Here is a 24755-nt window from a genome sequence, read left to right on the forward strand (position 1 = left end):
CGTCGCTTCCCTGTGTCAGCCTATGCTGTTTTCGCCTTTCCGTGTGCGCCCAAGCAGGCTTAATGCTGCCTCTCGCGCATTTTTTTCGCAATACAATACCTGATAAATTTGCTCGGTTATCGGCATCTCTACGCCGCAGCGCGCGGCCAGCGCCCTGACCTCTTTGGTATTTCGGAATCCTTCCACTACCTGGCCAATGTTGTTTTGCGCCGTCGTCACGTCCAGCCCCTGCCCCAGCATCATGCCGAAGCGGCGGTTGCGCGACTGATTATCGGTACAGGTCAGCACCAGGTCGCCCAGCCCCGCCATGCCCATAAAGGTGGTGGGATCGGCGCCCAGGGCTACGCCCAGCCGGGTCATCTCTGCCAGACCGCGCGTGATTAATGCCGTTCTGGCGTTGGCACCGAAGCCAATGCCGTCGGACATGCCTGCGCCGATGGCAATAACGTTTTTCACTGCGCCGCCAAGCTGCACGCCGATAAAATCGGGATTGTTATAGACGCGGAAGCTTTTGCCGCAGTGCAGCAGCTGTTGTAAATCATCGGCAAATTCGGCATCCGTCGCGGCCAGGGCGATTGCCGTGGGCAAACCGGCCGCTAACTCTTTAGCGAACGTCGGCCCGGAGACAATCGCCAGCGGCAGTTCGTTACCTAAAATCTCTCGCGCCACATCCTGCAACAGACGCCCGGTTTCTTTTTCCAGGCCTTTGGTCGCCCAGACGATACGGGAATCGGGTCGCAGATGAGGTTTAATTTGCTGTAGTACATCGCCGAACACGTGGCTGGGTACGACCACCAGCAGATCGCGGCTGGCGGCGATAGCCGTAGCCAGGTCGCTCTCAAGGCTCAGCGAAGCGGGAAAAGGGACATCGGGCAGAAAAGCCGCGTTGCAGCGGTCAGCCTGAAGCTGCGCCAGATGCTGTGGGTTATGGCCCCACATCACCACGTCGTGCCCGTTACGGGCCAGCGTGATAGCCAAAGCGGTGCCGTACGAGCCGGCACCGAGAACACTCATTGAGGCAGGCATTATGCGTCCTGTTGCGGAGCGGCGCCTTCACCTGACTGCTGTTGCAGATAGTTCATAAACAGCGCGTCAAAGTTTACCGGCGCCAGGTTAAGCTGCGGGAAGGTCCCACGGGAAACCAGGCTGGTAATGCATTCACGAGCATAAGGGAACAGGATGTTCGGGCAGTATGCGCCCAGGCAATGTGCCATCTGGTTGCCGTCGATGCCCGCGACAGAGAAGATACCGGCCTGCTGCACTTCACACAGGAAAGCCGTGTCTTCGCCTACGGTGGCGGTAACGGTGACGCGCAGCACGACTTCATAGACGTCGTCTGCCAGCTGGGTGGAAGCCGTATCCAGATCCAGCTTCACTTCCGGTTCCCACTCTTTCTGGAAAACCTGTGGGGCGTTTGGCGCTTCAAAAGAGACGTCTTTAGTATAGATACGCTGGATCTGGAAAGACATCTCGGTGTTGTTTTGTTCTGACATATTCTAATCCTATGGGTTAATAGTCCGTTATTTCGCCGCTTTCCCGCTTACTTCAGCAGCGGGTCGAGGCCCTGGCGGCCATCGAGGGCATAGAGGTCGTCACAGCCGCCAACGTGCTGCGCATCGATAAAAATCTGCGGAACTGTGGTACGGCCGCTGCGTTTGATCATCTCTTCGCGCTTTTCAGCGTCGCCATCAATGGCAATTTCCTGGTAGTTCACGCCTTTCTGGCTCAGCAGCGCTTTGGCGCGGTGGCAGAAAGGACAGGTTGCTTTGGTGTAGATCTCAACGTTTGCCATACCTTAGTCTCCGGAATTATTTGCCGCGTACCAGCGGAAGGTTATCACCGCTCCAGCCAGCCACGCCGTCTTTCAGAATGAAAACCTGCTCAAAACCGGCGGCAGTCAGCTGCGCGGCGGGATCGGCAGCGGAAACGCCGTTTGCGCACACCACGATAACCGGCTTCGCCTTGTGTTTTTCCAGCTCGCCAAAGCTGCCTTTTTTGATATCGGCAGCCAGCACGTTGATCGCGTTAGAGATATGGCCTTTGCGGAAGTCATCGCGCCCACGCACGTCGACCACTACGGCTTCTTCTTTGTTAATCAACCGGGTCGCTTCGCCGCGGCTGATGGTTTTTACTTTAGAGAACATACCCTTAACGGTAGTCACGATCACCAAAACCAGCAGGACGACCCATGCCAGACTAAGAATGGTATGGTTGCCTGCGAACTGCATAATATCTTGCATGAGGGGTAACAACTCCCGAAAGGGTTAATAAGCGAAAACAAGGCTTCTGAGTATACCTGCCAGGCGTTTCATGTACAGACGTGATGCCCTCAGAGTTGCGTTTTCTGCGGCAGATTTCCCAAAAAAATTGCCTTATGTCATAAACGTTCGGCCAACAGGGAAGCGCGTTAAACCTGAGCGGCGATATATTGTGCAATCTCTCTTGCCGTAGCAGCGCTTTTATGGCGGCCAAATCGCTTTGACACCACTGGAAACGCAAAAGCCGCCGTCGAGGCTGGTAAGGCGCTGTTCATCGTGGAATAATCCTCCTCCTATGAGGGAAAAAGCGACAGTTTCATATCAACGAACCCCAGCTAACGGATTGGCCTCTGCAACCCCGTTACGGTCGGGCATGTTCACTTTGTCAGCCAGCCTGTTTTGCGCTGGCCTGCTACTGCTGCCCGCTATCGGCCACGCGGAAGACAATAAATCGGCGCTCTCCAGCCTGCGCGCCGATATCGCCGCCAAAGAAAAAAGCGTCCAGCAGCAAAAGCAGCAGCGCAGCAAGCTGCTCGACCAGCTGCAAAGCCAGGAAAAGATCATTGCCCAGGCGAGCCGTCAGCTGCGGGAAACCCAGCAGACGCTGGGCTCGCTGAACGGCGAGGTTGCCGCGCTGACCGCTTCTATCGGCAAGCTGCAAACCCAGCAGGCGCAGCAGGAGAAAATGCTGGCGGAGCAGCTGGATGCCGCCTTTCGCCAGGGCCAGCACAACGGCCTGCAGCTGATCCTGAGCAGCGAAGAGAGCCAGCGCAGCGAGCGCATTCTGGCCTATTTCGGCTATCTGAACGATGCCCGCCAAAAGTCGATCGACGAGTTGAAAAAAACGCGCAGCGATCTCTCGGCGCAAAAGGCTTCGCTGACAGATAAACAGGCTAAACAGAAAGCGATGCTGGCACAGCAGGAGGCGCAGCAGCAGAAGCTGGAGAGCGCCCGCGCGGCGCGGAAACAAACGCTGAGCTCGCTGGAATCCTCGCTGGAAAAAGATCAGGCGCAGCTTGAAGAGATGCGGGCGAACGAAAGCCGCCTGCGCGATAAGATCGCCAAAGCGGAGCGCGAAGCGCGCGCCAGAGCAGAGAAAGAAGCGAAAGAGGCCCAGCGCGTACGCGAGCGTGAAGCGCAGGCGAAAAGCAAAGGCACCACGTATAAACCCACCGAAGGCGAACGCTCGCTGATGGCGAGAACCGGCGGCCTGGGCAGACCAGCCGGGCAGCTGCTGTGGCCGGTGCGCGGTTCGCTTGAGCACCGCTTCGGCGAGCAGCTACAGGGCGAACTGCGCTGGAAAGGGCTGGTGATCGACGCGCCGGAAGGCCGGGAAGTTAAAGCCGTCGCCGATGGCCGCGTGCTGATGGCAGACTGGCTGCAGGGCTATGGCCTGGTCGTGGTGGTAGAGCACGGCAAAGGCGATATGAGCCTGTACGGCTACAATCAAAGCGCGCTGGTCAGCGTGGGCGCCCAGGTCAAAGCAGGCCAGCCGATCGCGCTGGTCGGCACCAGCGGCGGGCGCGGCACGCCTTCGCTCTATTTTGAAATTCGCCGCCAGGGACAGGCCGTTAATCCACTTCCGTGGTTAGGAAAATAACTTTTGTCTTATCTTGATAAGCTCGGCGGCGCGCTGGCAGGTCTGCTGCTGGCCTGTTCCGCGCAGGCGGGTAAACTCGCCCTCGTTATTGATGATTTCGGCTACCGTCCGACCCAGGAAAACCAGGTGTTGCAGCTTTCGCCACAAATTTCCGTAGCCGTACTGCCGGATGCCACCCATGCGCGAGAGATGGCAACCAAAGCCCACCAGCGCGGCCATGAGGTGTTAATCCATCTGCCGATGGCGCCGCTAAGCAAACAGCCGCTGGAGAAAAACACGCTGCGCCCGGATATGTCTGCCGAAGAGGTTGAGCGCATCATCCGCGATGCGGTGGCTAAGGTGCCTTACGCCGTTGGGCTGAATAACCATATGGGCAGCGCGATGACCTCCAGCCTGCCGGGCATGCAGAAAGTGATGCAGGTGCTGAATCACTACAATTTTTACTTTCTCGACAGCATGACGATAGCCAACAGCCAGTCAACGCGCGCTGCCGCAGGCACCAGCGTAAAAGTCATCAAGCGTCGTGTTTTCCTGGACGATACGCAAAACGAAGCGGATATCCGCAAACAATTTTTGCGCGCGGTGCATCTGGCACAGCGTGACGGCTCCGCCATCGCTATCGGGCATCCACATCCAACCACGGTCAGGGTATTGCAGCAGATGCTGCCGACGCTGCCAGCCGATATCACGCTGGTCAGGCCGAGCCAGCTGCTGAACGAACCGCAGAATGCAGGTCGTCAGCCGCCGCCAGCCGTGACGAAACCAGCGCCGCCGCGCAATCCCTTCAGGGGCGTAAAAACCTGTCCGGGCCAGCCGGAATTCGTGCCGGCCGGTCGCGCGCTGGGCGTAATAGCGGAGAGTATTGCCAGCAGCGAAGGCGTACGCTATTTCAATACTTACTTTTCCGGCCTGAAGCTGGAGCTGGGCGATAATTAATTTTCATGCCGCTTCACGGCGGCTACATGAGTCTGGAAGCGGCAATGACGCCACAACGTAAAAAAATCCTGTTGCTGGATACCGGCAATGAATGGGGCGGCGGCACCAACAGCATGCTGGAGCTGCTCAAGCGCATTGACCGCGAGCGGTTTACTGTTCACTGCTGCTTCTACCATAACTACCGGCGCGGCAGCGGCGATTCTATTGAGCAGGTGCTGGCTTCGCTGGCGATCCCGGTCACTTTTATCCCTCAACGCAAACAGCCGCGCTGGGCGAAACTGCTAAAAGAGCTGCTGCGCTCGCTGGTCTTTTTTCATCGCGGCCTGCGGCTGAAAGCCACGCGCTTTGTCGATAAGCTGTGGCGCATCCGCCCTAACGCCCGCGCCATTCGTCAGCTTCTGCAGGAACAGCAGAGCGATATGCTCTATATGAATAATCAGCCCGGCTCCAACGCCGAAGGCTATCTGGCCGCTCGTAACCTTGCCGTTAGCGTGGTGCAGCACTGCCGTATTGAGCCGGTGCTCGACAACGAGCTGGTCGCTATGGTTAATCGCCGCGCCGATGCGGTTATCGCCGTCTCTAACGGCGTGCGCGATGTGCTGCTGGCAAAGGGCGTGACGGCAGAAAAATGTTTTACCGTCTTTAACGCCATTGATATTTATCAGCCGCTGCCGGAACGTGAGAAGATGCGCCAGCAGTTGCTGAATGTATCGGAAAACACTTTCGTCTTCGGCAGCATAGGTTCGCTGATCGCCCGCAAAGCTAATCACCATACGCTCCAGGCGCTGGAAAAATTCGCTGCCGCCTTTCCCAAAGCCGACTGGCGCATGGTGATTTTGGGCGAAGGCCCGGATCTGGCAGCGCTCCAGCAGCAGGCTTCACAGGCTGGCTTACAGGATCGGGTGATTTTTACCGGTTTTCGCAGCAACGCGCTCGATTATCTTGCCGCTTTCGACGTTTTTATCCTGGCATCGAAAAGCGAAGGCCTGCCGCGCGTGGTGCTGGAGGCGATGCTGCTGAATACCGCAGTGATCGGCTCCAGAGTTACCGGTACGGCGGAGCTTATCCAGCACAATAAAACCGGTTTGCTGTTTGATTACGGCGATACGCAAGGCCTGTTTAAGCAGATGGAAACGCTGTGGCTTGACGCCGAAAAGCGCCACCAGCTTTTGCAGCAGGCAAACCACCATGTCAAAGCGCACTATGCCATTGAGCACTATGTCGCGGGCGTGGAAACTATTTTGGAAAATGCGGCCTACGGAAACTCATCGCATGTTTGAATTTTTAAACCCCCGATTTCGTCATATTCGCGCACGACACAATATCTCTTATCAGCAGCGGGACGTGCAGGGAAATATCCCGGTAACCTCCATCGTTATTCCCTGTACGGGCGCAGATTTTATAGAGGAAGCGAAGCTGAGCGCGCTGTTTGCCGCCCGCTTTGCGCCAGCCGCCGAAGAGATTGTTATCGTCAGCGATCAGGCTGCTGATGCGTTCGGCGAGCTGCCGGAAAAAACCCGCGTCGTAACGCTGGAAGTGCCTTTCCGCGAAGAGAGCTATCGCTATAAGCAGATTTACCGTAGCCGGTTGATTAAGCTGCAGGCGCCGCTACAGGCGCGCACCGAAGGGATTTTGATGATCGATTCCGATCTGAATCTGTTGAAAATGCCGGAAATTAACATGCTGGACGGGCATATTTACTCCAGCTTCCGTCAGGGGAAGATGATCGCCAAGCTAACCAAAACGCCAGAGCAAAACCGCCCTGCTTATTACCGTCACAGCGTACGGCCATTCATCGTCGATCACGTTAACGGCGCTTTCCTGGCCGCCACGCGACAGACCTGGAAGCGTATTTGCCCGCTGTGGCTGACGCTTTTTCAGGATACCTGGGAGCTGATGGACGATTCCCAGCCGCCAACCGATCAGCTGCCGCTGGCCGCGCTGTTGGATATGCTGGATCTGAAAACGGTGAACCTGGGCGACTGGATGAACTGGCCTGTTTCCAAAAAAATCGGCGGCGCGGCAGCGGTTATTCCCGAAGAGGTGATTGGCGCGCACGGCGGTTTCCCGCTGGCGGAATGGCAGAAATATCTGCAGTCGCCAAAAACGCCGCTGACGTTTAAAGGCCAGGACTATACGCGCAAGGTGCGCTACCTCACCGATGCGGAAAAACTGAAGTAGCCAGCGGGATTTACCTTCTCTTACGGAGTCGTCCGGCTGTCCGGGGCGCAATGAGATGTTATGATTACCCTCATTAGCGCGTGAACTTTCCGTTTCACCCATATTTTTTAAAGGTTAACAATCATGATTATCGTCACTGGCGGCGCGGGATTTATCGGTAGCAATATCATTAAAGCGCTGAATGACAAAGGCCACACCGATATTCTGGTGGTCGACAACCTGAAAGACGGCACTAAATTCGCCAACCTGGCAGATCTGGATATCGCCGACTACATGGATAAAGAAGATTTCCTGATCGCCGTGCTGGCCGATGAGGATTTTGGCGATGTTGAGGCCGTTTTCCATGAAGGCGCCTGTTCGTCCACCACCGAGTGGGACGGCAAATACATGATGGATAACAACTATCAGTATTCAAAAGAGCTGCTGCACTACTGCCTGGAGCGCCAGATCCCCTTCCTGTACGCCTCTTCCGCCGCTACCTACGGCGGCCGCAACGATAACTTTATCGAAGAGCGTCAGTATGAAGAGCCGCTAAACGTCTACGGCTACTCTAAAATGCTGTTCGACCACTACGTGCGCCAGATCCTGCCGGAAGCGCAGTCGCAGATTTGCGGCTTCCGCTATTTTAACGTTTACGGCCCGCGTGAAAGCCATAAAGGCAGCATGGCCAGCGTGGCTTTCCATCTGAATACGCAGCTGAACAACGGCGAAAATCCAAAGCTGTTTGAAGGCAGCGATAATTTCAAACGCGACTTTATCTATGTGGAAGACGTTGCCAGCGTAAACCTGTGGTTCTGGGAAAACGGCGTTTCCGGCATTTTCAACTGCGGCACCGGCCGCGCTGAATCTTTCCAGGAAGTGGCCGACGCGGCGCTGAATTTCCATCAGAAAGGCCAGATCGAATACATTCCTTTCCCGGAAAAACTCAAAGGTCGTTACCAGGCCTATACGCTGGCAGATCAAACCAAACTGCGCGCGGCAGGCTACGACAAGCCGTTTAAAACCGTGGCGGAAGGCGTGGCCGAGTATATGGCCTGGCTGAACCGCAACGCGTAACGGGGCGGATTCGGCAATGAAAATTTTGGTGATCGGGCCGTCATGGGTCGGCGATATGATGATGTCGCAAAGCCTTTATCGCACGCTGAAACAGCGCTGGCCTGAAGCCGTTATCGATGTGATGGCACCCGCGTGGTGCCGTCCTCTGCTGTCGCGGATGCCCGAAGTCAACGAGGCGCTGGCGATGCCGCTGGGCCACGGTGCGCTGGCGCTGGGCGAACGCCGCCGTCTTGGCCGCTCGCTGCGTGTCAAAGGCTACGATCGCGCTTACGTGCTGCCTAACTCGTTTAAATCCGCACTGGTGCCTTTCTTTGCCGATATCAAAACCCGTACCGGCTGGCGCGGTGAGATGCGCTACGGCCTGCTGAACGATATCCGGAAGCTGGATAAAGCGGCTTTCCCGCTGATGGTGGAGCGTTACGTGGCGCTGGCTTACGACAAAGAGCGCATCGCCCGCGCCAGCGATCTGCCGCAGCCTTTGCTCTGGCCGAAGCTTAGCGTTAACGAGCAGGAAAAAATCGAGACCGCAGCTAATTTTAAGCTGAGCGCGGAGAGAGCGGTTATCGGCTTCTGCCCCGGCGCGGAATTCGGCCCGGCCAAGCGCTGGCCGCACTATCACTATGCGGAGCTGGCGCAGCAGCTGATCGACCAGGGTTATCAGATCGCGCTGTTTGGCTCGGCCAAAGACAAGGAAACCGGCGAACAAATTCTGCAAAGTTTGCAGGAGGCTTCGCGGCAGCACTGCCACAATCTGGCTGGCGAAACGCAGCTGGAAGAAGCGGTGATCCTGCTGGCGCACTGCCAGGCCGTGGTCAGCAACGATTCCGGCCTGATGCATATCGCCGCCGCGCTGGATCGGCCGCTGGTCGCGCTGTATGGCCCAAGCAGCCCGGACTTCACGCCACCGCTGTCGCAGAAAGCACGCGTCATCCGTCTGATTAGCGGCTATCACAAAGTTCGTAAAGGCGATGCTGAAGAGGGCTATCACCAGAGCCTGATCGATATTAAGCCGCAGCGCGTCAGCGAAGAGCTGGCTACGCTGCTGGAGTCCGCATGCACGTCCTGATTGTAAAAACGTCCTCAATGGGCGATGTCCTGCATACGCTGCCAGCCCTGACCGATGCCATGCGCGCTATTCCCGGCATTCGCTTTGACTGGGTAGTGGAAGAAGGTTTTGCGCAGATCCCTTCCTGGCATCCGGCAGTTGATAAAGTTATTCCCGTCGCTATCCGTCGCTGGCGTAAGCACTGGTTTGGCAGCGAGGTGCGTGAAGAGCGCTTTCTGTTTAAGCGGGAAGTGCAGTCACGCCAGTATGACGCGGTAATCGATGCTCAGGGCCTGATTAAAAGCGCTGCGCTGGTAACTCGTATCGCCAAAGGCATCAAGCATGGCCAGGATAGCCGCAGCGCACGGGAGCCTTTCGCCAGCTGGTGGTACGACAAGCGTCATGAAATCAGCAAGCAGCAGCATGCCGTGCAGCGTACGCGCGAGCTGTTCGCCAAAAGCCTGGGCTATCCGCTGCCGGAAACCAGCGGCGACTACGCTATTGCCCAACATTTTATAACCGAAGGCGCTACAGAAGCCGACCGTTATCTGGTGTTCTTGCACGCTACTACACGCGATGAAAAACACTGGCCAGAAGCGCAGTGGCGCGAGCTGATTACGTTGCTGCACGGCAGCGGCCTGAAGATCAAGCTGCCCTGGGGCGCAGAGCATGAGCACCAGCGCGCGCAGCGGCTGGCAGCGGGTTTCGACTACGTAGAAGTGCTGCCTAAATTAACGCTGGAACAGGTAGCACGCGCGCTGGCAGGCGCGGCCGCCGTGGTTTCGGTTGATACCGGGCTTAGCCATCTGACGGCGGCACTGGATCGCCCTAATATCACGCTATATGGCCCTACCGATCCGGGCCTGATCGGCGGCTACGGTAAAAATCAGTTTGTGATGAAGCCCGTTGAGGGCAACAGCATGGCGGACATCTCCGCGGAAAGCGTGATGGCGCAGCTAACGGCGCTGCTGATACCGAGCGAAAACCAATGACCTCCCCGCAGCTAAGCATTTTGATTGCCGCGCATAACTGCGGCGATACTCTTGCCGATACGCTGGAAAGCATTATCGCTTCACTGGGTACGGCAATCGGCCAGGCGGAAATCATCGTGGTTAATGATGCTTCCACAGACGCCACGCAGAGCATTATTGAAGACTATGCCGCGCGGCTGCCGCAGCTTCGCAGCGATCGTACCGATCACCGCAACGTCGGCAAAGTACGTAACCACGCCATCAACCTGGCGCGCGGCGATTACGTTCTGATGGTGGATGGTGATGATACGCTGCTGCCCAATGCGCTGGCGCACAGGCTAACGACGCTGCGCCAGACCGCGCCGGATATTCTGCTCAGCAAAATTATCGAAGTGCGGCAAATGCCCTCTACGGCACAGTGGCAGCCTGCCGAACCGGCGCTGCTGACCACGCATGATGCCGTAGAACGCTTTCTGATCCATCGTGATTATCAGGCGCATTTTATCGGCCAGTTTTTCTCGCGCGAGCTGATCCGCCAACATGCTTTTCCTGATTTTATCTGTTACGAAGACACCTGGCTGTTTCCGCAGCTGCTGATGCAGAGTAAAAAAACGCTGTTTACCTCTGCTGGCTTCTATCTTTACCGCAAGCATGAGCAGAGCCTTTCTTCTGTGATCGATGCGGGCAAAATCGCCTGCCTGATTGCGGCAACCGAGCATATGGACGAGGTTTTACCGTCCCACTACGAGCATCTGATTACCTGTCACTGGCTGGATATCGCCAACCGCTATCACGATGAGCTGCGTGGCACGCCGCACGGCGATAAGGTAAAAGCGAGGATTGCGCGGGTAAGCCTGGGCCGCTTTTTGCTGAACGGCAAAATTCGGACAAGCTACAAAAGGAAAATGCTCACGGTGAGAAAAAAGGGCCTGTAACAGACCCGTTTTTATTCAGCGCGGGATTTTCGTGGCGGCATAATCCGCCAGCGTCATGCCCTGAGTGCGGCTTTGCAGCCAGCTAAACAGCTGCTCCAGATCTTCATAGAGGCGCTCAATATCGGCCTGGGTTTTGAACGTTGGGCTGCCATCGGGCATAAACTCGCTGGAGTGCAGCATAAATTCTACGTAGTCGGCGCCTTCCGCCAGCGTTTTTTCCGCTACGTTGATCATCTGCTGCGCGTTGCCGCCAGTTGGGCGCAGCCAGTAAACTGAAGGGCTGCGGCGCTTGCCGCGCAGGCGATCGTAGCCTTGTTTTACCGCGTTCATCAGCCCGGAGTGCTTGTAGCGGATGGTCATAGGGACTTCCAGCAGCCCGGAGGCACCGGGACGGGAAATGTCTTCTGTATCCAGCCAGTAGGCGGAGCGCGGAAAATGCGTATAGTCGCTGCCGCCATTGCCCTGAGGCGCGCCGGGAGAGAATTGCCAGTTAACGCCAGGCGTTACCGAGCAGTCGACCCGATAGCCGTGCTCGATCAACAGCTGAGCGTAATATTCATTGAACGCCCAGCGGCCCGCGCGATGGCTGAGCATTTTGACCTGAAAAGTCTCTTCCAGCAGCTGCGTCATAAAAGCGACTTTTTTGCGCATCTCTTCACGCGGATAGTCAATCAGGTAAGGCTGATGCTGCCAGTCGTTTTCCGTCAGCTCACAGGCTGGCGGGCTGTTCCAGGCGTGCAGATGCATACCGACTTCGCCCTGGCCGCGAGCGATAACGTCGCGGGCGAAATCGATATAAACCGGATCGATGGCCATTTCATAGTTGGTCAGCCAGGTCGGTTTAAAGGTATATTTCTCGCAAAGTTTCTGAAAACGAGCGAGCCAGGCAGCATTTTCGGTCGTAACCTGGCCGGAACGATTACGCCAGAGGTTGTCACCTTCTGTATCTATGGTGATGAGAAAAGCAGGTTTTTGCATGGCGATGCGGCGCTCCGTGTTAACACTGCCGGTATGTTAGCAGCGGCACGCCGGGACGCAAAAGTATTTGCGGCAGGCACGGCGCGAAAGAGATTCCCTGTGGCGCGCTCTTTTTTATTTTTCTAAGATAAACCAGAGATAGCTTAAGATTGCAGGATCGGCAGGACAGCACTGATGAGGCTTCGGCAAGGGAACTGCCCGAATAGATAAGAAAATTGGTTTTTCGTGTAGTTAATGGTCAGGAAGCGGCCAGCGACGCATGATTTTCTCTGTTAAGGGTAAAAAATTGTCCAGGCGCGTATTAATGATCATTGATGGTCTGCCAGGCGGAGGCGCGGAAAAAGTCGTGCTGACGCTGTCAAAAGGACTCATAGAGCGCGGTCATCGGGTTTCGCTGTTTTCGCTGCGCGCCGTTTGTGACTACGCTATTCCACCAGGCCTTGATTATCAGATAATTGAAGACGGCTGCCGTCAGCCCTGGCGAAAACTCACGGAATTGAGCCGGCGCGCCGAAAGTCTGGATCGGGCTATTGTGCAGTCCGAAAAAGAACAGGGCAGTTTCGATCTGGTGGTGTCTCACCTGCATAAAACTGACCGTATCGTTAGCCGCTGCCGACATCTGGCGCCGGAAAAAACCTGGTTTTGCCTGCACGGCGTTTTTTCCGCTTCCTATCTGGCTCGCCGCAAAGGCTTTTCTCTGTGGCTGAAAAAAATTAAAACGCGTCGCATCTATCAGCATCGTAATGTCATTGGCGTGTCGCAGTACGTCGTTAACGACCTGAAGCGCTCTTTCGCGGTACAGCCAAAACATGAGCGGATAATTTTCAACCCTTTTGATTTTGATGCTGTTCATGCCGCCGCCAGCCAGCCCTGTGAAATGGCAGGCGAACCCTATCTGATCCACGTTGGCCGTTTTCACGAAACCAAGCGCCATGACCGGCTGCTGCGCGCCTACGCTAAATCTGGCATAGCGGCACCGCTGGTTCTGATTGGGCAGGGAAACGATGAAGCAGTTAATGAAGTCAAAAAGCTTGCAACAACCCTGGGAATCCAGGATCGCGTTATCTTTAAAGGATTTATGCCTAATCCCTATCCGTGGATCCGCCATGCGAAAATGCTGGTGGTCAGCTCGGACAGCGAAGGTTTCGGCAACGTGCTGGTAGAGGCCCTGATTTGTCAGGTGCCGGTAGTCAGCACTCGCTGTCCAGGCGGCCCGGTTTCGATCATGACCGGCGAACTGGCTCGCGGGCTGGCCAACCTGGATGCGGATTCGCTGGCGGCGACTATGGCGGACGTCTGGTCGAAGCCGCCTGACGTTTCCCGGCTCGATCTGCAGGCTTACAGTATCGAAGCCATCTGCAAACAGTATATTGCGCTGACAGCTCACTAATCCGACGCAACATTTACAAATTCATGATGTCTGAGAAAGTCAGTCAATGAGTTATTCATTCTGGTGCGAGCCACCGGCGCGCATTTATCTATTTTAAGGCTTTAGTATGGTGACGCTCATAACCGAAAACGGCTATCAGAGCATGATAAGAAAATCAGGATTTGCCATTTCGCCGCCTGATACTTACAGAAAAGGCGGTCGCATTTCGCTCAGGGAGAAGAGAGCGTGAATTACGTATTGCTGTTTTTGCTTTTACTGCCAGTTAAGCTGCTGATGAAGCTAAACCCTAAAAAGCAGGCCCGTAATCTGGTGATCCAGACGGCGAAAATCGGCGACTTTATTAATATTACGCCGCTGCTCAGGCACCTTGAACGCAGCGATGGCCTGCTGAGCCGCAGCGTTGCGCCGCTGGCGCAGCATGACGAGACGCTGGCAGAGATTTTTTATATCGAGGATCATAAAGGCAGCACGCTTAGCAAGCTGAAGCTGGCCTTTAAGCTGATGAATCGTTATGAAAATATTTATTTGCTGCATCCTGATAGCCTCAACCTCTTTTATGCGGCGCTGTGCAACGCCGACAATAAAAAGTTTCTGTCGACCTACAGGCGGAAATGGTACCAGTCTATTTTTTATGCGACGGCAGACGGCGTTGTGGAGCATAGCAAAACGACCCTGACGCTGGAGAGTTATCTCCAGCTGGCAGATCGCTCGCTGCATAAAGAGAGCTACGCCAAGCATGCCACCCTGCCTCTTTATCAGCCAAAGCATCCGCCTGCCGAGCTGTTTCGCCAGGACGGAATCAAAATCGGTCTCAGTATTTCCGCCGGTAATCAGGCGAAAACCATCCCGGCGACAGTTTGGAAAAAAGTCTTTGAGCGGCTGAATGCGCTGCCATGTCTTTTTTATATATTTGGCACTGCAGGGGAACTTATCCACCTGAAACGTCTCTATGAAGTGGTCGAACGCACCGACAACATCGTTGATATGACAGGAAAAATGGCGCTCGAAGAGCTGCCTTACGCGATTGCTCAGATGGACTTCTATATCGCTTCCGACTCCGGCAACGTCTATATCGCTGATGCGCAAAATGTGCCGATTATCCTGATTTATGGGCCTTGCGGCATAGAAGAACAGCGGCCGACCGGCGATGTGCTGCTGATTGGGCCCGATCATATCGCACCTTCATCGTTTATTTTTCAGGCTCCTTACCAGTTTGCCTATCCAGCCGAGCAGCTGTTTGCACTGGACCAGCGCAAGCTGGACGATATTTACGATTTTATCTGCGCGCGCAAGCCGCCATTACAAGAAAAGAAGACCTCATTCTGAGCATGAAACCGCAAGATAACACCTCAGCGCCTTTGCTGAGCGCGATTGTCCCGATGTACAACGCTGGCACCAGCTTTCAGGCTTTTATCGACTCCGCGCTGGCGCAGAAGCTGTCGTCGCTGGAGATTATTATCGTTAACGACGGTTCGACAGACGAGTCGGCGCAGCTGGCGCACCGCTATGCCAGCGAACATCAGCAAATTATTGTTATCGACCAGGCTAACGGTGGCGTTTCCCGCGCGCGCAATGCAGGGCTGGCGATAGCACGCGGCAAATATGTAACTTTTCCCGACGCCGACGATACGCTCGCGCCAGAAATGTACAGCACGCTGACGGCGATGGCGGAGCAGGACGATCTGGATGTGGCGCAGTGCAACGCAGAGCGTTTTTTTTGGGGTTCAGGGCGAGCAAAAACGCTGATCCCAACAGACCGCCTGCAATCAACGCCGGTGCTGAGCGGCGCAGAGTGGCTGAACAAGGCGTTGTCGACCAATCGTTATCTGCATGTGGTCTGGCTGGGGATCTATCGCCGTTCGCTGATTGACGAACTCAATTTGCTGTTTGAACCCGGCCTGCATCATCAGGATATTCCGTGGACAACGGAGCTGATGCTGAACGCCCGCCGCGTGCGCTATACCGAGCAGGTGTTCTACCGCTATTACGTGCACGACCAGTCCATCAGCAACCGCAAACGCGTCGGCATGGCGAACGTTGAGTATCAGCGTCACTATCTGAAGATTGCCCGCATGCTGGACGAGATTAACCTGCGCTACCGCGATAAGGTCAAAATCGGCCCGGCAATTTATCGACAGGTAACCAAAGAGGCGCTGACCGTCTGTCACGCTCTGCGCCGTGAGCCGGATGCCGCTGCGCGCCAGGCGATAATAGCGGATCTGCTTGCCAGCAAAACGCCGGGCCGTATGCTGCGTAACGCGCGCGGCGTTAAACAATGGTATCAGCTACTGCTCTGGCTGAGCCGGATTTACCGCTGGCGCCAGCGGTAATGCGCGGCGCTTTTCCCGTGCAGGCTTCTTACATCAGCTTCACTTTTTTTGAGATCTCCTGAGTATGGTCACTTCTCAATCTGTTTCAGCCAGCTTTGCGCCGCAAAAGATTTTGCTGATTAAGCTGCGTCACCATGGCGATATGCTGCTGACTACGCCGGTAATCGAAGCGCTGCGTCAGCGCTATCCACAGGCCAGCATCGACGTGCTGCTGTATAAAGAGACGCTGCCGATGCTGCAGGCACATCCGCATATTCGCCAGCTGCGCTTTATCGATCGCAAGTGGAAAAACGAGGGAACCCTGGCGCATCTGCGTCACGAGGCGGCTTTGCTCAGGGCGATCCGCCGCGAAGGTTTCGATTTGGTGATTAACCTGGCTGACCAGTGGCGCAGCGCGATTATTACCGCTTTTTCCGGCGCGCCGGTCAGGATAGGTTTCGCCTATAACAAGCGCCGCAGTATTTTCTGGCGGCAGGCACATACGCATCTGGTTTCCACCAGCAACCACAGCCAGCTGCATACCGTCGAGCAGAATCTGGCCGCGCTACAGCCGCTGAATATTGCCACTACCGGCTTTGCGGCAGCGATGCACTATAGCGAAAGCGACTGGCAGCATACGCAAACTGCGCTGGCGCAAAACCAGGTTACGCGTCCTTATATCGTTATCCAGCCTACTTCGCGCTGGGTATTTAAGTGCTGGGAAGATGAGAAAGTCGCCGGGCTGATTGCCGCACTGGCTTCTGACCAGATCGATATCGTGCTGACCGCCGCGCCGGATAAAAAAGAGCTGGCGATGATTGAGCATATTCTCTCGCTTTGTCCCGGCAAGGCGATCTCGCTGGCCGGTAAGCTGACGCTGCCACAGCTGGCTTCTCTTATCGATCATGCCCGTTTGTTTATCGGCGTCGATTCTGCGCCGATGCATATGGCCGCCGCGCTGGATACGCCCTGTATCGCGCTGTTTGGCCCGACCAAGCTGAAGCAGTGGCGTCCGTGGGGCGACAATAACCGGGTAATCTGGGCTGGCGACTATGCGCCGCTGCCTTCGCCAGACAGCATTAATACTAATACTGAAACGCGCTATCTCGCGGCGATCCCGCTGGATGACGTGGTTAAAGCTGCAAGGGATTTTCTGAATGACTAAGGTTCGACTGGCCATAGTACGGCAAAAATACCGGCCTGACGGCGGCGCCGAGCGGTTTATCTCGCGGGCGCTGGAGGCGCTGGACGACGACAGCCTGGATCTGAACATTATTACCCGCAGCTGGCAGGGCGAGCCAAAACCCGACTGGCATCTGCATATCTGCAATCCGAAAAAATGGGGCCGCATCTCGCGCGAGCGCGGCTTTGCCCTGGCGGCGCGCGAGTGCTGGCAACGGGAAAATTTCGATATCGTGCAGAGCCACGAGCGCATCGCGGGCTGCGATATTTTCCGCGCTGGCGATGGCGTGCATCGCGTCTGGCTGGAGCAAAGAGCGCGTATCGTTTCGCCAGCGCAAAAGCTGCTGACTGCGATAAGCCCTTATCACCGCTATGTGATGAAGGCGGAAGAAGAGATGTTCCGCTCGCCGGCGCTGAAAAAAATCATCTGCAATTCGCTGATGGTGAAAAACGACATCATGCGCTGCTTTCAGGTGCCGGAAGAGAAATTTGCGGTTATTTATAACGCTATCGACGCGCAGCGTTTCCAGCCCGCCACGCCGGATGAACGTCAGCAATCGCGCGCGGCGCTGAATCTTCCCGCTGATGCCAAAGTATTTATCTACGTTGGTTCCGGTTTTGAGCGTAAGGGCCTGAAGGCGTCCATTAGCGCGCTGGCCGCCACCGATGCGCATCTGCTGGTGGTAGGCCAGGACAAGCAGCAGTCCCGCTACAGCGATCACGCCCGCACGCTGGGCTGCGAAAACCGGGTGCATTTTGTCGGCGTTCAGCACAACGTTATCCCTTATTATCACGCGGCCGATGCGCTGATGCTGCCTACGCTCTACGATCCTTTCCCGAATGTAATTCTGGAAGCAATGGCCTGCGGCCTGCCGGTAATTACCAGCTTTACCTGCGGCGGCGCGGAATTTATCGTTGATGGCGTTCAGGGCTACGTGTGCGACGCGCTGGATGTAAAAGCACTGGCCGCAGCGGCGCAGGCGGTGCCGCTCAGAAGCGTTGACGCCCGTATGGGCGAGGCGGCCCGCGAGCGCGTGCTTCCCTGTTCGCCGCAGCAGCTGGCGAGCCAGCTTCATGCGCTGTATCAACAAGTGTTGCGACAGGCCTGAGAAGAAGCTGTGAGCAAGCGCGACTTATCTGCTAACATGCGGTAATGTTTCTATTTTCCGGCATTTCCTGACGCGAGTCGCTGCGTAATTCGTAAACACTGTGATGACAACAATTTATTCCGTCCTGCTCTATCTTATTCAGCCTTTGATCTGGCTCCGGCTCTGGCTACGCGGCAGAAAAGCGCCCGCCTACCGTAAACGCTGGGCCGAGCGCTACGGCTACTGCAAAGGCAAGGTCAGGCCGGACGGCATTCTGCTGCACTCCGTTTCCGTGGGCGAGACGCTGGCCGCCGTGCCGCTGGTCAGGGCGCTGCGCCATCGCTACCCCACCATGCCGATTACCGTGACGACCATGACGCCGACCGGCTCAGAGCGCGCGGCTTCGGCCTTCGGTAAAGATGTCGATCACGTCTATCTGCCTTACGATCTGCCGGGCTCAATGAACCGTTTTCTGAATAACGTCAGCCCACGGCTGGTGATTATTATGGAAACCGAGCTGTGGCCAAATATGATCGCCCAGCTACACGCCCGCAATATCCCGCTGGTGATAGCGAACGCCCGCCTTTCTGAACGCTCGGCGAAAGGCTACGGCAAGCTGGGCAAATTTATGCAGCGCCTGCTGCGAAAAATTACGCTGATTGCCGCACAGAACGAGGAAGACGGCGAGCGTTTCGTTACGCTCGGCCTGAAGCGCTCGCAGCTGGCAGTAACCGGCAGCCTGAAGTTTGATATTTCCGTTACGCCAGAGCTGGCGGCCCGCGCGGTAACGCTGCGGCGTCAATGGGCGCCGCGCCGCCCGGTGTGGATCGCCACCAGCACCCATGAAGGCGAAGAAAGCGTAATCCTGGAGGCGCACCGCAAGCTGCTGGCGCGCTTTCCCGATTTACTGCTGATTCTGGTGCCGCGCCATCCGGAGCGCTTCGACACCGCGCGGGATATGGCGCAGAAAGCGGGCTTCAGCTATACGCTGCGCAGCAGCGGCGAAATTCCTTCCGGCAGTACGCAGGTAGTGATTGGCGATACCATGGGCGAACTGATGCTGCTTTACGGCATCGCCGATGTGGCTTTCGTCGGCGGCAGCCTGGTGGAGCGCGGCGGACACAATCCGTTAGAGGCTGCGGCTCACGCCATTCCTGTGCTGATGGGCCCGCATACGTTTAACTTCAAGGATATCTGCGCCAAGCTGCAGCAGGCGGACGGCCTGATCACTGTGACCGATGCCGATTCGCTGGATAAAGAGATCGGCAACCTGCTGACCGATGAGGATTATCGCCTCTATTACGGCCGCCACGCCGTAGAGGTGCTGCATCAGAACCAGGGCGCGCTGCAGCGTCTGCTACAGTTACTCGAACCCTATCTGCCACAGCGGAATCACTAAATGTCTTCACGTCAGCTTCTGTCGGTCGTTCTGATCGCTAAAGACGCAGCCGAGCTGCTGCCGGAATGCCTGGAGTCGGTGAGCTGGGCTGATGAAATCGTGCTGCTGGATTCCGGCAGCAGCGACGGCACGCCGCAGATTGCCGCGCGGCACGGCGCTAAAGTTTTCCACTCCCATGAATGGCATGGCTATGGCAAGCAGCGACAGCTGGCGCAAAGCTACGCCTCGCACCCAATGATTTTGATGATCGATAGCGACGAGCGCGTCACGCCACAGCTACGCGCCGCTATTGAAGCCGTGCTGCAACAGCCAGCCTCTGCGGATAAAGTTTATAGCCTGGGCCGCCGCAATCTGTTTCTGGGGCGTTTTATGCGCCACAGCGGCTGGTATCCGGATCGCGTTACCCGCCTCTACCCGCGCGAGTTCAACTACAACGATCACCAGGTGCATGAGTCGCTGGAGACGAAAGGCGCGAAGGTTGAGCCGTTAAAGGGCGATTTGCTGCATTTAACCTGCCGCGATTTCTCCGCGTTTCAGTGGAAGCAGTTTGCCTATGCGGAAGCCTGGGCAAAGCAGCGGCACCATCAGGGCAAAAAATGCGGCCTGTTTTCGATTTTTGCCCATACGCTGGGTGCCTTTCTGAAAACGCTGGTGCTGCGCGCCGGTTTTCTGGACGGCAAACAGGGCTGGCTGCTCGCCGTGGTCAATGCCCAATACACCTTCAATAAATATACGGCGCTCTGGGCGCTGAACCACTCCACTCACCACGCTTCCGACAAAGGCGACTTATGAGCACAAAAGCGATTTATCCCGGCACTTTCGATCCCATGACCAATGGCCATCTGGATATCGTCACGCGCGCCGCGCTGATGTTCGATCATCTCGTGCTGGCTATTGCCGCCAGCCCGAGTAAAAAGCCGATGTTCTCGCTGGAGGAGCGCGTGACGCTGGCGCAGCAGGTGGTAGCTCATCTGCCGAACGTAGAGGTAGTGGGATTCAGTGATTTGATGGCGAACTTTGCCCGGGATCAGCAGGCGAACGTGCTGGTTCGCGGCCTGCGCGCGGTATCCGACTTTGAATATGAGATGCAGCTGGCGCATATGAACCGCCATCTGCTTGCCTCACTGGAGAGCGTATTTTTGATGCCTTCAGAAAAGTATTCGTTTATCTCTTCCACGCTGGTAAAAGAGGTGGCGCGCCACCAGGGCGACGTCAGCGCCTTCCTGCCATCGCTGGTACACAGCGCGCTATTGGCGAAGCTCTCCGCCTGATCTACTTCTGGCAGTTTGGGCAGTAGAAGGTACTACGCTGCGCGTGCTTAGCGCCCACAATCGGCGTACCGCAAACACGGCAGGGTTCCCCGGCGCGACCATAAACCTGCAGCTGCTGGGCAAAATAGCCCGGCTTGCCGTCCGTCTGTAAAAAGTCCCGCAGCGTGGTGCCGCCCTGCTCTATCGATCGCAGCAAGACCGCTTTGATGGTCTCAGTCAGCAGCACAACTTCTTCTCTGGTCAACGCCATTGCCGGTCGATCGGGATGGATCCCGGCGGCGAACAGCGATTCGCTGGCGTAAATGTTGCCAACGCCTACCACCAGTTTGTTATCCATTAGCCAGGGTTTAACCGGCGTGCGTCTGCTGCGCGACTTTTCAAACAGGTAATCTGCGCTGAACGCTTCGCTAAGTGGCTCTGGCCCAAGATGGGCCAGCACGTTGCTGGCAGTCAGATCGCTGCTCCACAGCCAGGCACCAAAGCGGCGTGGGTCGGTATAGCGCAGCACTTTGCCGTTGCTCATCACCAGATCCACATGGTCATGTTTCGCTGGCGGCGTCTCTTCTGATAACACCCGCAGGCTACCCGACATGCCAAGGTGAATGATGATCCAGCCTTCAGGCAGCTCCAGCAGCAGATATTTAGCGCGTCGCTGTACGCTCAGCACCGGCTGGTCGCTGAGGCTGTGGATTTCGTGCGAGACCGGCCAGCGCAGGCGGCCATTGCGCACCACGGCGTGCAGAATAGTGGCGCCGACAAGATGCGGCTCGATACCGCGTCGGCTGGTTTCAACCTCTGGTAATTCCGGCATGCAAACCTCCCGCAAATATTTTCAGACGCAGAAAAGAAAAAACCCCGCCGAGGCAGGGTTTTTCAAGTCGCTAATCTCAATTACTTGATTTTAGCTTCTTTGTAGATCACGTGCTGGCGGACAACCGGATCGAATTTCTTCAGTTCCAGTTTTTCCGGCTTAGTACGCTTGTTCTTCGTGGTGGTATAGAAGTGACCTGTACCAGCAGAAGAAACCAGCTTGATCTTCTCACGAATACCTTTAGCCATGTTTCAGTTCCTTACCTTAGTACTTCTCACCGCGGGTACGCAGATCGGCAAGAACCGTCTCAATACCCTTTTTATCAATTACGCGCATGCCTTTGGCAGATACGCGCAGTGTAACGAAGCGCTTTTCGCTCTCAACCCAGAAACGGTGAGAGTGCAGGTTCGGCAGGAAACGGCGTTTCGTCGCGTTCATTGCGTGGGAACGGTTGTTACCCGTCACCGGACGCTTTCCAGTTACCTGGCAGACTCGTGACATGTCAATTCTCCAAAAATCAAATAAGCTCGAGCTTTAAAAATAAGGGTCCTGGCCGCCTCGTCAGGCTCATAGCCTATCCAGGCGAGTTCTATGTGAACCCGCTGAGCAGGCCCAAACGCCAAACCCGAGATTCTCAAAGGTGGCGTAGTATACGCTCTGCGGCGCTGGTGCTCAAGTCCCGAACAGATAAAGATCCCTTAGGATCGCGCAAAATTGCCGCATTTGAACGGAAAAAGCACCGCCGCCGCACTGAAAAACGGGCGGCGGCAGGCTGCCGGCAGCGTTAAATCAGGCCCCTTTCCGCAAAAGAGGTATATTCCCCCTGGCCGATAACGATATGGTCAAGCACGCGAATATTAAACAGCTGGCAGCAGTCGATAACCTGTTGAGTAATATCCTGATCCGCCATGCTGGGCGTCGAAACGCCCGAGGGATGATTGTGAGCCAGTACTATCGCCGCTGCGTTATACTGCAATGCCTCGCGCACGATTTCGCGCGGGTGCACCTCTACGCTGGCGATAGTGCCCGCGAACATTTCGCTGGTATGAATTATCCGGTTCTGGCTGTCGAAAAAAATCACCATAAAAATTTCGCGCTCGCGGTGCGCCAGCTTGCTGTGCAGGAAATTCACTACATCCGTGGGCTTGTGCACCGCCTGCTTTGTGGCATCGGCGCAGGAAAAGAAACGCCTGCCAAGCTCAGCGATAGCGTTTAGCTGGGCATACTTCGCCACGCCTACGCCTTTAACCCGTAAAAAAGCTTCTTTATCTGCCGTCATTAGCTGATACAGCGAGCCAAACTCGTCCAGCAGCTGCTGGGCCAGCGTCATGACATGGACGCCATTGGCGCCGGTTCGTAAAAAAAGCGCCAGCAGCTCCGTATCCGTTAAGGTGCTGGCCCCGCCCGCCACCAGCTTTTCGCGTGGCGGCATTTTTTTCCATGGCTTCTTCATTTGCTTTCCTCCTTCCGCAACTGGCAAAAGCATGGCATTATATACAGTAGTTTTCCACGCTTTTCTTCTGTGTTGCGAGCGGGCTTCCAAAGCGGCCGTTGTGCTAAAAGTCAGCAGCCAGGGAATATGATAAAATGGCGCAATTCCGGCGCCACGGCGCCCTGCTGGCTCAATGGAGCAGAGAGTATGACATTATCCGGTAAACGTATCGTTCTGGCCGTCAGCGGCGGCATCGCCGCCTATAAGGCGCCCGAACTGGTAAGGCGCCTGCGCGATCGCGGCGCAGAAGTGCGGGTGGCCATGACCGCAGCGGCAAAGGCTTTTATTACGCCACTGAGCCTGCAGGCCGTCTCCGGCTATCCGGTCAGCGATGACCTGCTGGATCCGGCGGCAGAAGCGGCTATGGGCCATATCGAGCTGGGTAAATGGGCCGATCTGGTGATTCTGGCGCCCGCCACGGCCGATCTGATCGCCCGGGTCACAGCGGGTATGGCGAACGATTTGGTTACTACCATTTGCCTGGCTACGGCAGCGCCCGTCGCGGTAGTACCGGCAATGAACCAGCAGATGTATCGCGCGGCGGCTACGCAGCATAACCTTCAGGTTTTACAGGCGCGCGGCCTGATGATTTGGGGGCCGGATAGCGGCAGCCAGGCCTGCGGCGATGTCGGGCCTGGCCGTATGCTGGATCCGCTGGCTATCGTAGAGGAAGCCGTCAGCTGGGCATCCCCGCAGCACGATTTGGCCCATCTGAAGATTATGGTTACAGCAGGCCCAACCCGTGAATCGCTTGATCCAGTCCGGTTCATTACTAACCACAGCTCGGGTAAAATGGGCTTCGCCGTTGCCGCCGCCGCGGCAAAACGGGGCGCTCAGGTAACCCTGGTGGCTGGCCCGGTAGCCTTAGCCACGCCGCCCGGCGTTCAACGTATAGATGTAGTCAGCGCGCTGGAAATGGAAGAAGCCGTAATGGCGAGCGCAGCCGGGCAGCAAATTTTTATCGCTGCGGCAGCGGTTGGTGATTATCGCGCGGCGGAGTTCTCCAGCGAGAAAATCAAAAAACAGGGCGATGAGATTGTCCTGAGAATGATCAAGAACCCGGATATCGTGGCGGGCGTAGCGGCCATGCAGCAGAACCGCCCCTTTGTGGTGGGGTTTGCAGCAGAAACCCGGAATGTGGAAGAATACGCGCGGCAAAAAAGGGCGCGGAAGAATCTGGATCTAATCTGCGCCAACGATGTCGCAAAAGCCGGGCAGGGGTTCAACAGCGATACCAATGCCCTGCATCTTTTCTGGCAGGAAGGGAGCAAAGCCTTGCCGCTTAGCGATAAGCAGCTCCTGGGCCAACAATTACTGGACGAGATAGTCAGCCGTTATGAAGAAAAAAATCGACGTTAAGATTTTAGACCCGCGCGTGGGCACCACTTTTCCCCTGCCTGCGTATGCCACTTCCGGCTCCGCTGGTCTCGATCTGCGCGCCTGTCTGGACGAGGCGATACAGCTGGCGCCGGGCGCGACCACGCTGGTGCCGACCGGTCTGGCTATCCATATTGGTGACCCGCAGCTGGCGGCCGTGATCCTGCCGCGTTCCGGCCTGGGTCATAAACATGGCGTGGTACTGGGCAATCTGGTGGGCCTGATCGACTCAGATTATCAGGGCCAGCTGATGGTTTCCGTCTGGAACCGCAGCCAGGATGCTTTCAGCATTGAGCCGGGCGAGCGTATCGCACAGATGGTGTTTGTTCCTGTGGTGCAGGCCGAATTCAATCTGGTGAATGACTTCGACGCCAGCGCGCGCGGTGAAGGCGGCTTCGGCCACTCCGGCCGTCAGTAGCAGGCGCCATCCGTCCTTATTTCCACCGTGAGCCTTGCGGCTCACGGTTGTTCCGTGG

General features: G+C 56.4%; 27 protein-coding genes. 18 read left to right on the top strand and 9 right to left on the bottom strand.

The window, feature by feature from the left end; translation table 11 throughout:
* Nucleotides 1-15: 15 nt before the first annotated feature.
* The 4 genes from gpsA to ACETPC_RS19700 are packed head-to-tail and all read right to left on the bottom strand — an operon-like array spanning nucleotide 16 to nucleotide 2240.
* Complete coding sequence (gpsA, locus tag ACETPC_RS19685) at nucleotides 16-1026, bottom strand: NAD(P)H-dependent glycerol-3-phosphate dehydrogenase (protein WP_380184178.1); 1011 nt, start codon at nucleotides 1024-1026, stop codon at nucleotides 16-18.
* Nucleotides 1026-1493, bottom strand: a complete 468-nt coding sequence (secB, locus tag ACETPC_RS19690; RefSeq protein WP_380184179.1) for a protein-export chaperone SecB — start codon at nucleotides 1491-1493, stop codon at nucleotides 1026-1028. The genes gpsA and secB overlap by 1 nt, the downstream gene beginning before the upstream one ends.
* Nucleotides 1494-1540: 47 nt before the next feature.
* Nucleotides 1541-1792 (bottom strand): glutaredoxin 3, encoded by a 252-nt coding sequence (gene grxC, locus ACETPC_RS19695; protein WP_246761601.1) that lies wholly within the window; start codon nucleotides 1790-1792, stop codon nucleotides 1541-1543.
* A 16-nt stretch (nucleotides 1793-1808) separates the two neighbouring features.
* Nucleotides 1809-2240, bottom strand: a complete 432-nt coding sequence (locus ACETPC_RS19700; protein ID WP_380184180.1) for a rhodanese-like domain-containing protein — start codon at nucleotides 2238-2240, stop codon at nucleotides 1809-1811.
* Nucleotides 2241-2553: 313 nt separating this feature from the next.
* Between ACETPC_RS19700 and envC the strand changes: the two genes are divergently transcribed.
* The 8 genes from envC to ACETPC_RS19740 all read left to right on the top strand — a co-directional run bounded on the left by envC (nucleotide 2554) and on the right by ACETPC_RS19740 (nucleotide 10982).
* Nucleotides 2554-3858, top strand: a complete 1305-nt coding sequence (gene envC, locus ACETPC_RS19705; protein ID WP_380184181.1) for a murein hydrolase activator EnvC — start codon at nucleotides 2554-2556, stop codon at nucleotides 3856-3858.
* 3 nt (nucleotides 3859-3861) lie between these two features.
* Complete coding sequence (locus ACETPC_RS19710) at nucleotides 3862-4794, top strand: divergent polysaccharide deacetylase family protein (protein WP_380184182.1); 933 nt, start codon at nucleotides 3862-3864, stop codon at nucleotides 4792-4794.
* Between the two features lie 44 nt (nucleotides 4795-4838).
* The gene (locus ACETPC_RS19715; protein WP_380184238.1) at nucleotides 4839-6074 is read left to right on the top strand and encodes a glycosyltransferase; all 1236 of its coding nucleotides are present in this window, start codon (nucleotides 4839-4841) and stop codon (nucleotides 6072-6074) included.
* Nucleotides 6067-6975 carry a hypothetical protein gene (locus ACETPC_RS19720; RefSeq protein ID WP_380184183.1) on the top strand — a complete coding sequence of 303 codons (909 nt, stop codon included), beginning with the start codon at nucleotides 6067-6069 and terminating at the stop codon, nucleotides 6973-6975. The genes ACETPC_RS19715 and ACETPC_RS19720 overlap by 8 nt, the downstream gene beginning before the upstream one ends.
* 123 nt (nucleotides 6976-7098) lie before the next feature.
* Nucleotides 7099-8031: an ADP-glyceromanno-heptose 6-epimerase gene (rfaD, locus tag ACETPC_RS19725; protein ID WP_380184184.1), complete on the top strand. Its 933-nt coding sequence runs from the start codon at nucleotides 7099-7101 to the stop codon at nucleotides 8029-8031.
* Between the two features lie 16 nt (nucleotides 8032-8047).
* Nucleotides 8048-9097, top strand: coding sequence for an ADP-heptose--LPS heptosyltransferase RfaF (gene rfaF, locus ACETPC_RS19730; protein ID WP_380184185.1), 1050 nt, complete (start codon nucleotides 8048-8050; stop codon nucleotides 9095-9097).
* A complete protein-coding gene (rfaC, locus tag ACETPC_RS19735; RefSeq protein WP_380184186.1) occupies nucleotides 9085-10068 on the top strand; it encodes a lipopolysaccharide heptosyltransferase RfaC in 984 nt (327 codons plus the stop codon). Before rfaF ends, rfaC begins: the two co-directional genes overlap by 13 nt.
* Nucleotides 10065-10982 carry a glycosyltransferase family 2 protein gene (locus ACETPC_RS19740; protein WP_380184187.1) on the top strand — a complete coding sequence of 306 codons (918 nt, stop codon included), beginning with the start codon at nucleotides 10065-10067 and terminating at the stop codon, nucleotides 10980-10982. The genes rfaC and ACETPC_RS19740 overlap by 4 nt, the downstream gene beginning before the upstream one ends.
* Nucleotides 10983-10997: 15 nt before the next feature.
* Here ACETPC_RS19740 and ACETPC_RS19745 read toward each other — a convergent pair whose 3' ends face one another.
* Nucleotides 10998-11960, bottom strand: coding sequence for a deacetylase (locus tag ACETPC_RS19745; RefSeq protein WP_380184188.1), 963 nt, complete (start codon nucleotides 11958-11960; stop codon nucleotides 10998-11000).
* A gap of 304 nt (nucleotides 11961-12264) precedes the next feature.
* Between ACETPC_RS19745 and ACETPC_RS19750 the strand changes: the two genes are divergently transcribed.
* The 8 genes from ACETPC_RS19750 to coaD all read left to right on the top strand — a co-directional run bounded on the left by ACETPC_RS19750 (nucleotide 12265) and on the right by coaD (nucleotide 20599).
* Nucleotides 12265-13350, top strand: a complete 1086-nt coding sequence (locus tag ACETPC_RS19750) for a glycosyltransferase (RefSeq protein ID WP_380184189.1) — start codon at nucleotides 12265-12267, stop codon at nucleotides 13348-13350.
* Nucleotides 13351-13575: 225 nt separating this feature from the next.
* On the top strand, nucleotides 13576-14676 hold the full coding sequence (locus tag ACETPC_RS19755) for a glycosyltransferase family 9 protein (RefSeq protein WP_380184190.1): 1101 nt from the start codon (nucleotides 13576-13578) through the stop codon (nucleotides 14674-14676).
* Nucleotides 14677-14678: 2 nt separating this feature from the next.
* On the top strand, nucleotides 14679-15680 hold the full coding sequence (locus tag ACETPC_RS19760; protein ID WP_380184191.1) for a glycosyltransferase: 1002 nt from the start codon (nucleotides 14679-14681) through the stop codon (nucleotides 15678-15680).
* Between the two features lie 64 nt (nucleotides 15681-15744).
* On the top strand, nucleotides 15745-16824 hold the full coding sequence (rfaQ, locus tag ACETPC_RS19765) for a putative lipopolysaccharide heptosyltransferase III (protein ID WP_380184192.1): 1080 nt from the start codon (nucleotides 15745-15747) through the stop codon (nucleotides 16822-16824).
* Nucleotides 16817-17950 (top strand): glycosyltransferase family 4 protein, encoded by a 1134-nt coding sequence (locus tag ACETPC_RS19770; protein WP_380184193.1) that lies wholly within the window; start codon nucleotides 16817-16819, stop codon nucleotides 17948-17950. The genes rfaQ and ACETPC_RS19770 overlap by 8 nt, the downstream gene beginning before the upstream one ends.
* Nucleotides 17951-18053: 103 nt before the next feature.
* Entirely contained in the window at nucleotides 18054-19328 is a 1275-nt protein-coding gene (gene waaA, locus ACETPC_RS19775; RefSeq protein ID WP_380184194.1) for a lipid IV(A) 3-deoxy-D-manno-octulosonic acid transferase, read from the top strand.
* Nucleotides 19329-20120, top strand: a complete 792-nt coding sequence (locus ACETPC_RS19780) for a glycosyltransferase family 2 protein (RefSeq protein WP_380184195.1) — start codon at nucleotides 19329-19331, stop codon at nucleotides 20118-20120.
* Complete coding sequence (gene coaD / locus ACETPC_RS19785; protein ID WP_380184196.1) at nucleotides 20117-20599, top strand: pantetheine-phosphate adenylyltransferase; 483 nt, start codon at nucleotides 20117-20119, stop codon at nucleotides 20597-20599. The genes ACETPC_RS19780 and coaD overlap by 4 nt, the downstream gene beginning before the upstream one ends.
* Before the next feature lies 1 nt (nucleotide 20600).
* Here the strand turns inward: coaD and mutM are convergent, their stop codons facing one another.
* From mutM to radC, 4 genes are all read right to left on the bottom strand, one after another.
* A complete protein-coding gene (mutM, locus tag ACETPC_RS19790; protein WP_380184197.1) occupies nucleotides 20601-21410 on the bottom strand; it encodes a bifunctional DNA-formamidopyrimidine glycosylase/DNA-(apurinic or apyrimidinic site) lyase in 810 nt (269 codons plus the stop codon).
* An 80-nt stretch (nucleotides 21411-21490) separates the two neighbouring features.
* Nucleotides 21491-21658, bottom strand: a complete 168-nt coding sequence (gene rpmG / locus ACETPC_RS19795; RefSeq protein ID WP_001051798.1) for a 50S ribosomal protein L33 — start codon at nucleotides 21656-21658, stop codon at nucleotides 21491-21493.
* A 16-nt stretch (nucleotides 21659-21674) separates the two neighbouring features.
* Nucleotides 21675-21911: a 50S ribosomal protein L28 gene (rpmB, locus tag ACETPC_RS19800; protein WP_004154798.1), complete on the bottom strand. Its 237-nt coding sequence runs from the start codon at nucleotides 21909-21911 to the stop codon at nucleotides 21675-21677.
* Between the two features lie 283 nt (nucleotides 21912-22194).
* Entirely contained in the window at nucleotides 22195-22863 is a 669-nt protein-coding gene (radC, locus tag ACETPC_RS19805; protein ID WP_380184198.1) for a DNA repair protein RadC, read from the bottom strand.
* A 186-nt stretch (nucleotides 22864-23049) separates the two neighbouring features.
* Here radC and coaBC point away from each other — a divergent pair, with 186 nt between their 5' ends.
* Complete coding sequence (gene coaBC, locus ACETPC_RS19810; protein ID WP_380184199.1) at nucleotides 23050-24261, top strand: bifunctional phosphopantothenoylcysteine decarboxylase/phosphopantothenate--cysteine ligase CoaBC; 1212 nt, start codon at nucleotides 23050-23052, stop codon at nucleotides 24259-24261.
* Nucleotides 24239-24697: a dUTP diphosphatase gene (gene dut, locus ACETPC_RS19815; protein ID WP_380184200.1), complete on the top strand. Its 459-nt coding sequence runs from the start codon at nucleotides 24239-24241 to the stop codon at nucleotides 24695-24697. The genes coaBC and dut overlap by 23 nt, the downstream gene beginning before the upstream one ends.
* Nucleotides 24698-24755: the final 58 nt, after the last annotated feature.

It is taken from the genome of Pantoea sp. sgz302252, from assembly GCF_042610525.1.
Taxonomy (GTDB): domain Bacteria; phylum Pseudomonadota; class Gammaproteobacteria; order Enterobacterales; family Enterobacteriaceae; genus Erwinia.